The organism is Ginsengibacter sp. (genome assembly GCF_057362405.1).
In genome coordinates this window covers 1-10,245 of sequence record NZ_JBMQQG010000282.1, presented here as the reverse complement: position 1 = coordinate 10,245, position 10,245 = coordinate 1, and the positions used below count along the sequence as shown (strand labels likewise).

General features: G+C 41.3%; 8 protein-coding genes. 6 read left to right on the top strand and 2 right to left on the bottom strand.

From position 1 onward, the window contains the following. The 3 genes from ACO1O5_RS23115 to ACO1O5_RS23105 all read left to right on the top strand — a co-directional run. Positions 1-1,971, top strand: a 1,971-nt coding sequence (locus ACO1O5_RS23115) for a Tex family protein (protein WP_486274538.1), incomplete at its 5' end; no start/stop codon positions are given. A gap of 146 nt (positions 1,972-2,117) precedes the next feature. After that, positions 2,118-2,510 (top strand): hypothetical protein, encoded by a 393-nt coding sequence (locus ACO1O5_RS23110; protein ID WP_486274537.1) that lies wholly within the window; start codon positions 2,118-2,120, stop codon positions 2,508-2,510. A 21-nt stretch (positions 2,511-2,531) separates the two neighbouring features. Continuing rightward, positions 2,532-3,182, top strand: a complete 651-nt coding sequence (locus ACO1O5_RS23105) for a YdcF family protein (protein ID WP_486274535.1) — start codon at positions 2,532-2,534, stop codon at positions 3,180-3,182. A gap of 137 nt (positions 3,183-3,319) precedes the next feature. Here the strand turns inward: ACO1O5_RS23105 and ACO1O5_RS23100 are convergent, their stop codons facing one another. Beyond that, positions 3,320-3,904 (bottom strand): peroxiredoxin-like family protein, encoded by a 585-nt coding sequence (locus tag ACO1O5_RS23100; RefSeq protein WP_486274534.1) that lies wholly within the window; start codon positions 3,902-3,904, stop codon positions 3,320-3,322. A gap of 212 nt (positions 3,905-4,116) precedes the next feature. Here ACO1O5_RS23100 and ACO1O5_RS23095 point away from each other — a divergent pair, with 212 nt between their 5' ends. The 3 genes from ACO1O5_RS23095 (at position 4,117) to ACO1O5_RS23085 (ending at position 8,582) form a co-directional block, all read left to right on the top strand. Then, on the top strand, positions 4,117-4,884 hold the full coding sequence (locus ACO1O5_RS23095) for a PIG-L deacetylase family protein (RefSeq protein ID WP_486274532.1): 768 nt from the start codon (positions 4,117-4,119) through the stop codon (positions 4,882-4,884). 390 nt (positions 4,885-5,274) lie between these two features. Next, the gene (locus ACO1O5_RS23090) at positions 5,275-6,939 is read left to right on the top strand and encodes a formate--tetrahydrofolate ligase (protein WP_486274530.1); all 1,665 of its coding nucleotides are present in this window, start codon (positions 5,275-5,277) and stop codon (positions 6,937-6,939) included. A 362-nt stretch (positions 6,940-7,301) separates the two neighbouring features. After that, the gene (locus ACO1O5_RS23085) at positions 7,302-8,582 is read left to right on the top strand and encodes a M24 family metallopeptidase (RefSeq protein ID WP_486274528.1); all 1,281 of its coding nucleotides are present in this window, start codon (positions 7,302-7,304) and stop codon (positions 8,580-8,582) included. Positions 8,583-8,731: 149 nt separating this feature from the next. On the opposite strand, the gene ACO1O5_RS23080 is transcribed toward ACO1O5_RS23085, so the two are convergent. Continuing rightward, positions 8,732-9,973 (bottom strand): hypothetical protein, encoded by a 1,242-nt coding sequence (locus tag ACO1O5_RS23080; RefSeq protein WP_486274526.1) that lies wholly within the window; start codon positions 9,971-9,973, stop codon positions 8,732-8,734. Between the last annotated feature and the right edge of the window lie 272 nt (positions 9,974-10,245).

The window sequence follows — 10,245 nt, the reverse complement described above, 5'->3', positions numbered from 1 at the left end:
TCAGCCACTGAACTGGAAGATATTTATTTGCCATATAAACCCAAACGTAAAACAAGGGCTACGCAGGCTGTCGAAAAAGGATTGGAACCGCTCGCCACCTTACTATTCAGTCAGCAAAATTTGGATACCGAAGCCGAGGCGGCAAAGTTTATCAACGAGCAGGTAAAAGATAGCGCTGAAGCATTGCAGGGCGCCAGAGATATTATTGCAGAATGGGTTGCAGAAAATGAGCAGGCACGAAATATTATCCGCAAGTTATTTACAAAAGAGGCAGTAATAACATCCAGAGTACTCACAAGCAAAAAAGAAGATAACGATGCACAGAAATACCGCGATTATTTCGACTATAGTGAACCGTTAGTTACAAGTCCTTCTCACAGGATACTCGCCATGCGCCGCGGCGAAAAAGAAGGATTTCTTATTATGGATATCAATATTGAAAAAGAAAAAGCAATTGCCGGACTCAAGGAAAAGTTTATCACCACTTCCAACACAGCATCGCAGCAGGTTGCTTTGGCCATCGAGGATTCCTTTAGCCGTTTGTTGAAACCATCCATAGAAACAGAATTCCGTTTGGCAAGTAAAACAAAAGCCGATGAAGAAGCGATCCGGGTATTCGCCGAAAACCTTCGCCAGTTATTGCTGGCATCACCGCTTGGGCACAAAAGAATATTAGCGATTGATCCCGGTTTCAGATCGGGGTGCAAAGTTGTATGCCTTGATGAAAACGGGGGCTTTGTAAAATACAATACCATTTTCCCTCACGCTCCGCAAAATGATTGGGACGGAGCCGTGCAAACGCTTAAAGAATTAGTTGCCAAATTTAATATAGATGCTATCGGTTATGGAAATGGAACGGCCAGTAAAGAAACAGAACAGTTGGTTCGCGGTATTGATTTTGGCAGGCCAGTGGCCTTTTTCATGGTGAATGAAAGTGGCGCTTCCATCTACTCCGCCAGCGAAGTAGCCAGAGAAGAATTTCCCGATGAAGACGTTACGGTTCGTGGCGCAATTAGTATCGGCCGCCGCCTGCTGGATCCATTGAGCGAACTGGTAAAAATTGACGCAAAGAGCATTGGCGTTGGCCAGTATCAGCATGATGTAAATCAAAACCGTTTGCAGGAAGCATTAGACCATGTAGTTGAAAGCTGCGTCAACTTCGTGGGTGTCGACTTAAACACTGCCAGCAAACATTTGTTGACGTATGTATCCGGACTTAGTGCAACCGTAGCAAAAAATGTGGTGGAATACCGTATGAAAAATGGCGCCTTTACCAGTCGCGAAGAATTGAAGAAAGTAGCCATGCTGGGACCAAAAGCTTATGAACAAAGTGCAGGCTTCCTTCGGGTGTCTAACGCAAAAAATCCGCTGGATAATTCTGCCGTTCACCCGGAAAGCTATCATGTTGTGGAGGCTATGGCCGCAAAAGTAAAAAGTACTGTTCCCGAACTGATACAAAATGCCGCCCTTCGAAAAGAAATAAAGGCAAAAGATTTTGTTACGGAAACAATTGGCCAGTTTACTATAGAAGATATCTTAAAAGAACTGGAAAAGCCCGGCCGTGATCCACGTTCCACGATTGAAGAATTTCGTTTTGCCGACGGCGTTAGTAGTATGGAAGATTTAAAGCCCGGCATGAAAATTCCGGGTATCGTTACCAACATAACTAACTTCGGTGCCTTTGTAGACGTAGGAGTAAAGCAAGATGGTCTGGTTCATATTTCACATTTAAGTAACCGCTTTATCAGTGACCCGAACGAAGTGGTGAAACTCGGACAAAAAGTAATGGTAACAGTTACGGAAGTTGATATACCGAGAAAAAGAATTGCGCTATCTATGAAAGAGACTGCATCAGAAGTAAAACAGGCAAAGCCTAAAATTCGTCGTCAGCAGCCAGTTACAAAAAAAACGCAACCAATGAATCCTTTCCAGGCAAAGCTGATGGAGCTGAAAAAGAACTTTAAGGAATAGTGTCAAGTCTATTATGTCTAAATCATAACAAGTATTAATGCAATCCAGAGATAAACCTGGTTGCACTAATACGATATTCGTTTTTGACGTAATTGTTATTTTAATTGCTCAACTTTGAATAAACTAAAATCAAATAACAATTCCTGATGAAACGTACTGTGTTAATCTCACGCGTCCTGCTTGGCTTCCTTTACCTCGTTTTTGGCCTCGACTATTTCCTTCATTTTATACCGTATCAGCCGCTTCATACGGGTAAAACCGGTGCATTTATCGCTGGACTTAAAGGCGTTGGCTACTTTTATCCAATGATAAAAGTTATTCAAATAACCGGAGGATTATCGTTACTGTTCAATCGTTATGCGCCATTCTTTGCTGTTGTCCTTTTTCCCATCAGTTTAAATGTATTATTATTTCATACCATCCTGGTGCCATCCGGATGGCTAATGGGTGTTACTTTAATGGTGCCCAACCTGCTGTTGGGATATGGTTACCGCAAGTATTACCGTGGCATGTTCACTGCAAAAGCTATCGTACCATAATCTTTTAAAGTTAAATTTTTTATGACAACACCCGAAGTAATATCACTGGCTCAACAACTATGGAATTACCACCATGTCAATCACGGACTGGCAAAGTCTGATTGCATACTTGCATTGGGCAGTCATGATTTGAGAGTAGCTGAAAGGGCGGCTGAACTATACCTGGAGGGCTGGGCTCCACTGTTAATTATGTCTGGCGGGTTGGGCAACTTTACACAAGAAATGTGGACCGAAAGTGAAGCCGACAAGTTTGCTGCAATTGCGATACAAAAAGGCGTACCGGCTAACGCTATTCTTATTGAGAACAAATCTTCTAATACTGGTGAGAATATTATATTTACGCAACAGCTATTAAACGAAAAAGGAATTGATCCGCAAAGTTTCATCGTAGTACAAAAGCCCTATATGGAAAGAAGGTCTTATGCCACGTTTAAAAAACATTGGCCCCATAAAAACCTGCTGGTTACATCACCACAAATACCTTTTGACAAATATGCAACAGACGACATCCCGTTGGATAAGGTAATAAACATCATGGTTGGTGATCTGCAACGAATACAATTGTATCCGGCTAAAGGTTTCCAGGTTTTCCAGGAGATACCTCCCGAAGTCTGGAATGCTTATGAACGCCTGATACAACTGGGCTTTGATAAGCACCTGGTAGAAACCTAAAGTTTGAAGAGCATATTAATACTGGTTCCGTTTGCTTAACTTATCAATGCTAAAATTATTTTTTAATCCTACGTTAGACTGATTGAAACCTCATGGCCAACATGGGGAGATATCAAATCAACAAACAAATGTAAATTCTAACTTCTCTTATTCATAGAAATTCGTTCAAGGACACTTAATATTTCATTTGGAGACATTCTTTCAGTATAATTTGCGTCAACATGGGCAGCTTCAATTATTGAATCTGCATTGATAATAAACGTTGCAGGAACGGGAAGATATCTTGAACCATCACCATTCAATAGCGTCAGGTCCCGCCTGCGATGATAGTCTTCCCCGGGGTCAAACTGCAGGTTGTAAGCTTTTATCACCTGTTGGTCTGCATCGCTAAGTACTTCAAACTTAAGATCATTTTTTTCAGTGATAGTAAGGGCATCATCCGGTTTTTGTGGGCTTATAGCCAAAAGCGACGCTCCTAAAGATTTGATTTGTTGCAGGTGTTTTTGAATGTCCCTAAGATCTAAATTGCAAATCGGGCACCATTCGCCACGATAAAATTTTACTATCACTACACCTGATTGAAGAGATTCGGAAAGAGATATTTTTCTTCCGAAGGCGTTTGGCAATGTAAAATCCGGGGCCCGGTCTCCAACCGTAAGGCCTTTTACATCGGCTGCGTTAGCGATAACTAATTTTTGAAAGGCTTCAAGTTTATTGGTCATTGGAGCTAATTTAACAAAATTTGTTTTAATATCTGGAAAAAGAAATGTCCTAACGGTAACGGGTAGATGCATAAAAAACCCTGGTATGGTTCATGAGAATCAAACTAAAGTTTTAGAAATTCCAGGAACAAGGAAATTCAAAACATCAGAAAAAAACGGTATCGCTGTGATATAGAATGCACGATTTCCAAAAGAAAAGTTTACATTAGAAAATGAAAAAAAATCAGACGGCCAGGCGTGACTTTATCAAACTTTCTGCAATGGGAGTGGGTGGTCTTGCTATTTCACCTGTTACAGGGATAAGGCAAGAAAAGACTGCTGATAAATTACAAATTGTTTGTCTCGGGGCGCATCCGGGAGATCCTGAATTTGGATGCGGGGGCACGATGGCAAAATACAGTGATGCCGGGCATAGTGTAACATTTATATATCTCACCCGGGGAGGTGCGAGTGATCCGGCTAGGTCCCATGCAGAAATGGCTGCGTTGCGAGCCGCTGAAGCGAACACGTCCTGCAAAATACTTAATGCCACTCCTCTGTTTGCGAGTCAGCTTGACGGTGATACTGTGTTAGATAAAAAACAAAACGAGGAAATGACAAAAATGATATTGGCGTTAAAACCCGGTATCGTTTTTACACAATGGCTTGTGGACGCACACCCGGACCACCAGGTCACCGGTATGCTGGCACTCACCGCGTGGGTAAGATCAAAAAGACAATTCCATCTCTATTTTTATGAAGTAAATACAGGTGTGGAAACCATGGCATTTACACCCAGTGATTATGTAGATATTACTTCCGTTAGAGAACGTAAAAAGGAAGCAATGTTTGCACACAAAACACAAAACCCTGTAGAAACGTACAATGACTATTTTAGACCGTTGGAAGAATTCAGAGGCCTGGAAGCCGGTGTAAAAGCAGCGGAAGCATTTATTCATTTCACAACTGAAAATGAAAGGGCAACAATTATCGGGCTATAGAAAATAATGGTTACCCATTATCCGAAACCTGAATCTATGATTGGGATCGTATCTGCAGTTCTGGTCCTGCGAAAGAGTTTACCATCCGTCATACGCTCGTGATTTTGAATGAAAGGATGTGGTTGATTAATGAGCGATGTATTAACAAGTCCAAAAAATACCTATAACGGTAACGGTTAGTTGAAAAAGGCTTTCGATGCAGGCTTGAAAACACCTGATAACACCCCGCATGGACCGGGAGATATTCCAGGGACTGACGCAATTAAAAGATTTTATGATATAAATCATTCTCACTTCTGTACATCGTCATCCTGGTTATTTCTGAAAACCATCAAATTGTGATGCAAAATCTTTTTTTGATTGCTCTTTTTTTCTTTAAAAATTCATGCTATGAAATCGGATTATGAAATTGCCCGGGACACTGCCATTCAGCCTATAACAGCAGTCGCAGCCGACCTGGGGTTGCCCGAGGATTTGCTGGTGCCCTATGGCCGTTATAAGGCCAAGATAAATATTCAAAGTTTTGATCAGGAAAAAATTGCTTCGGCTAAGCTTATATTGGTTACTGCCATTTCTCCCACAAAGGCTGGTATTGGTAAAACCACTACGTCTATCGGTCTCGCCGACGGATTAAAGAAATTAAAAAAGAAAGTAGTGCTGGCATTGCGGGAACCCTCCCTGGGGCCTTGTCTTGGCATGAAGGGTGGAGCTACCGGTGGCGGATATGCGCAGGTGATTCCTATGGAAGAAATTAACCTGCATTTTACCGGCGATTTTCATGCGGTTACCTCTGCTAATAATACGCTTGCTGCACTAATGGATAATTTTCGCTTTTTTAACCGCGGCAAACCCGAAAGCATAAAAACGGTTTTGTTTAAAAGATGTCTCGATGTTAACGACAGGGTATTGAGAAAAATAGTTACAGGACTGGATACGCCAAACAATGGAATACCATCTGAGACCGGGTTTGTTATAACGGCCGCCAGCGAAATCATGGCCGCCCTTTGCCTTGCTGAAGGGCTGGAGGAACTCCGCAAAAAGATTGATGACATATTGCTTGGATTTACGTTTGCTGATAAACCATTTACCACAAAAGATCTTGGCATTACGGGCGCTATTACCGCCCTGTTAAAAGATGCCATACAGCCCAATCTTGTGCAAACGCTGGAAGCGTGCCCGGCACTCATCCATGGCGGACCATTTGCCAATATTGCCCATGGGTGTAATTCGATTATGGCCACAAAAACTGCGCTACAGTTTGGTGACTACGTGATAACGGAAGCAGGTTTTGCTACCGACCTTGGCGCCGAGAAATTTTTTAATATTAAATGCCGGAATGCTGGTCTGCAGCCGGCAATGAGTGTGCTGGTCGCAACTTTACGGGCTTTGAAACTAAGCGGTGGTGCCGATGAAAAAACAATGACATTGCCAAATACACGTTCACTTGAAAAAGGAATACGCAACCTGGAAAAACATATTGCGATACTTCGGACTTTTCAACAGCAAGTGCTGGTAGTTCTTAACCGTTATGATCAGGATACAGAAGAAGAGATTGCATTATTACGCAAATGGTGCGTAGAAAAAGGAGTCGATTTTGCCGAAAATGATTCTTTCAGGCTAGGCAGTGAAGGTGCACTGGAAATGGCACAGGCGGTAATAAATATTTGTGAGCATCCTTCACCTCCCCTGAAATACACCTATGATCTTTCTGACGATATTGAAACGAAGATAAGGAAGATTGTTACTACAATTTATGGCGCCAAAGATGTGGTCTTGTATAAGAAAGCAAAGGAAATGATTAAAAAAATTAAGATGCTGGAGCTGGAACATCTGCCCGTATGCATGGCCAAAACACAATACTCTTTTACACATGAACCTTCCATCAGTGGGCTGGATGGTGATTTTATTATAGACGTTGACGACCTCGTGATTAACCGGGGAGCCGGATTTATTGTAGCGGTTTGCGGCGAGATGGTACGGATGCCGGGCCTCCCAAAAATACCGCAGGCAAATTATATAGATGTGGTGGAAGGAAAAATAACAGGGGTGAGCTGACATAAACGTTTACTTTGGCTGGTTGGATTATTCGGGTAGGCGTTTCAGTTAGCATAAGCACAACAGGGGAAGTTATGCCTAACAAACCGGACATATCGTTTACACCCGTTAACTGGAAGATCAGATATAACCAATTCTACAAGTTCTGTTGAAATAAGCACAAAAAAAATTATCTAACTGACACAGGACCGACATCACTCGCCTAACAATAATTCCTTCAAGTGCCCACTTTATTCGTAAAATTTACCTCAATGCTGTGATACCGCTGCCTGTTTGTTTCAACATGCTACGTGCCGGCGAGGAGAAATATTAATCCTATCTTCAAACTTCTATAAAAATAATTCTATCATAAAGCATTTTATATGACACTAAAAAGAAGAGATTTTATCAATCTCTCCGCTATCGCTGCAGCAACTGGAATAGCCGGATTTAGTTCCTGCACACCTGGTGTACCATCCAACGAAAAAAAATCTGCGATGGATGATTTGCAATTAATGACACATGATGTTGTGCCAATTACTTTACAGGAAAGAGTAGCCCGGGTAGAAAAAGCACAAAGGTTACTCACGGAACAAAAAATGGAAGCTTTGATTTTGGATGCGGGCACATCACTGGAATATTTTACCGGCATTAGCTGGTGGCCAAGTGAAAGAGCCATGGTCGCTATTATTCCTGCAAAAGGAGCTGTAGGTTATGTTTGCCCGGGCTTTGAAGAATCGCGTCTACACGAACTCGTTAAAATAGGTAAAGACGTGTATGCATGGCAGGAAGATGAAAGCCCTTTTCAAAAAATAGTTGCTGCGCTAAAAGATACCAACATTCAATCCGGCAACATCGGCATGGAAGAAAGGCTTCGTTTTTTTATCCTCGATGGCGTACGAAAAGAAGCGCCATACTTAAACTATGTAAGTGGTACACCCGTAACGATGCCTTGCCGCATGATTAAATCTCAGGCTGAAATTGCGCTAATGCAGAAAGCAAATGACATTACATCCGCCGCAATAAAATTTGGCATCGCCCAATTGCGTGTAGGCATGACGCAACATGAACTCTCTTCTATAATTGCAGAAGCACAGCATAAACTCGGAGGCTCAAATCCTGATGCATTGGTTCTCTTTGGAACATCGTCTGCTTTTCCACATGGCAGCGTGAAACCACAAACGTTACAAAAGGGCAATATTGTATTAATAGATTGCGGATGCACCGTAGAAGGTTATACGTCGGATATAACAAGGACTATTGTATTTCGCGCCGAACCCACCAAACGTCAATTGGAAATTTGGAATCTTGAACAAAAGGCGCAGGCTGCAGGATTCAATGCTGCAAAAATTGGCGCGGCATGTGAAGAAGTAGATGCGGCTGCCCGCAAAGTAATAACCGACGCGGGTTTCGGCCCGGGGTATCAATTGCCGGGATTACCTCACCGCACGGGACATGGTATAGGCATGGACGGACACGAATGGGGATATATGGTGAAGGGCAATAAACAACTAATACAACAGGGCATGTGCTTTAGTATTGAGCCCACGATTTCTATACCCGGAGAGTTTGGCGTTCGGCTGGAAGATTGTGTGTACATAACTGAGCAAGGGCCTCAATGGTTTTCAAAAACTGCCAAATCTATAAGCGAACCATTTGACTGATTCGTAGCTGAATGAAAGGTTTGCTGGCCTTTCCGACCAGGCTCCCATTTACCAACGGCATTATAAATGAAGTACCCTGCAAAAAAAAGCAGGAAAAGACAACGCGAAAAGTAATCACCTCTAAAATTATTTTCGATTAACCGAAACCGTTAAAAATGGTAGGCTGCGCCAACATACAAAACGTTGGGCTTTACCGAATAGTTTGTATAATTTGAAAAACTTCCCATAACTGAAAAGGCCCCCTTCACTTCAAACTTATCACTCAAAATAAGTCCCAGGTTTGCCGAACCACTCAGCCATCCCTTTTCAAATACGTAGTCATTCTTAATAGTCCTGGTAGTATTGGTAGACGGTGTAGTTTCAACATATTCATTCAGGGGGTAAGAACTTAAGTTATAGCCAATCTTAACCCCTGCATAAACTTTATAAGCTTTGCTTCGCAGAAAATTATAAAAAAACCCTACCGAAGGAGTAACACTATGCACTTTCAGAGAATACGTAATTTCCTTTTCAGGCGCCAAAACGTTAGCATTACTTGTCCCATTACCATTATAATAAAGTGAAGAGTACACTAGTTCAAATCTTATTGTAAAATCATCCAGGTTTCTCCCGGAATAAATATCCATTCCTATACCAAATGCGGGAGTCACTTTATTTGAATATTTCAATTTTGATATATCGGGGAATCCACTAAAATTTACAAAAGAAACCTGTCCACCTCCTGAAATAAAAAAGGAAGGCTTATTTCTTTTTGTCTTTAAAGTTATAGTTCCGCTCCGGTTATCTATTAATTGTACTAACGCTGTAAGGTCTTTTCCTACATACCTCGAGTGATTTATCCTGTATTCAACTTCTTTATGGTCCGGACGGTTACTTGAAAGATATACTAACAACTGTTGGCGATAAGTAGTTTGTGTTTCCGAAGCCCCATCGTGCAGGTAAATTTTATAAATTAACTCTTCATAGTCACCTGTTTTATACTTGATGTAAAAATGATACTTATCGTCCGTTAGAGCATATAAACTCAACGTATCTGACTTTACAAGTTCCCGAAGAAAAACAGTATCTGTTACTACAGAATCCTGGGTGTCATTGGTTAGATATCTAATATCCACCGGGCGAATATCTTTTGTAACGATTGCCGTGGCATATGTATCCTTATTTGCAATACTAAAAAGACTAATATCTTCTACGGTGTAAGGCACCTCTTTTTCCGCCATATTTTCCTTGAATAGTATTTTCCTGGGATTGTTCGACCATTGACGATAATCTATCCATCCATGGATGGTTTCTCCATTATTTTTTATTATGAACCCTGGTTGATAATTGGCTTGCGTAAACGCATTAATAAAAAATAATTGTGAAATAATGACTAAGAAGATATTTCTCATTGGTTTTGGTTAATTAGGCTAAGCTCGATTATTGTTTTGGTTTTCAATACAAACGAAAAAAAATCGGTTTTAATATTTCAAATCTAAAAAAGATCCGGAGGTCTACGACCACCGGATCTTAATTGATTTAAAAGAATTAAACGTGCCTGATTATAATTTTGATATCCCTGTCGTTTCACTTACATGGCCGGGATTGTTAATATTAAACACTTCGGTATTGCGTGTTTCTGTTGACGTTACTTCAACATGTACCATAAAACCGGGAGTACTTA